The sequence below is a fragment of the Mesorhizobium sp. P3_A9 genome (genome assembly GCF_056402975.1).
In genome coordinates this window covers 1-848 of sequence record NZ_JBFUGJ010000758.1, presented here as the reverse complement: position 1 = coordinate 848, position 848 = coordinate 1, and the positions used below count along the sequence as shown (strand labels likewise).

Below are 848 nucleotides of genomic sequence, written 5' to 3'. Positions count from 1 at the left end.
CCACCGAGCCTGCGGCGCCATTCAGGAAAACCGCGTCCGTCTCGACGCGGACGATCTCCGTCACCTTGCCGCTCGCGGCGAGCACACCGGTCGCGGCCGGCGTCTGGCAAAATAGCACAGCCGCTTTGGCGAACCGGCGCTCGACGGCGCCCAGCCGGTCGGCAAGATCCTCGGCGGCACGGTTCATCAGAAAATCGRCACCATCGACCGGATGAGCGAGCGCACGCCGCTTGTGCGCCAGCCAGAGATCGGTATCCATTATCGGCTGCAACGGGCGGATCCTTGTTTGTCGACGCCCCGATACAATTGGTATGGTGGCGCGAAGGACCAATCACGTGGCCGATCCGATGCCGGAGATCAAGTCCAACGGGATCAGGAAGCTTACCCGATCGGCTCTCGGCTGGCCGGCGCGCATCCTGTTTCCGCCGGTCTGCGCCGGTTGCCGCCGGCATGTCTCGCAGCCCGGCGTGCTGTGCGGCGCCTGCTGGCCGAAGCTGCGGCTCTTGGAGCGACCCTGGTGCCCGGTGATGGGCACGCCGTTCACCCATCATATGGGCGAGGGCTTTCTGTCGGCGGAAGCGATCGCCGATCCGCCGCCCTTCGAGCGGGCGCGGGCMGCCGTYGCYTATTCSGGYGTCGCCCGYCAGATGGTGCAAGGGCTGAAATACCAGGATCGCACCGATCTAGCCCCTTGGATGGCGCGCTGGATGGTGCGCGCCGGCGCCGATCTCATCGCCGAGGCCGATGTGGTGGTGCCGGTGCCGCTGCACTGGCGGCGTTTCTTCAGACGGCGTTTCAACCAGTCGGCGGAGTTGGCGCGCGGGGTTTGCGAGCTCAGCGGGCTGTCT

Annotated in this window: 1 protein-coding gene and 1 pseudogene; one reads left to right on the top strand and one right to left on the bottom strand. The window is 67.1% G+C overall.

The window, feature by feature from the left end; genetic code table 11:
- Nucleotides 1-271: pseudogene (locus AC1DX0_RS36570) on the bottom strand (SAM-dependent methyltransferase); the annotation flags it as partial.
- Between the two features lie 64 nt (nucleotides 272-335).
- Between AC1DX0_RS36570 and AC1DX0_RS36565 the strand changes: the two are divergent.
- The coding region (locus AC1DX0_RS36565) for a ComF family protein (protein WP_477359465.1) at nucleotides 336-848 on the top strand (513 nt) is incomplete at its 3' end.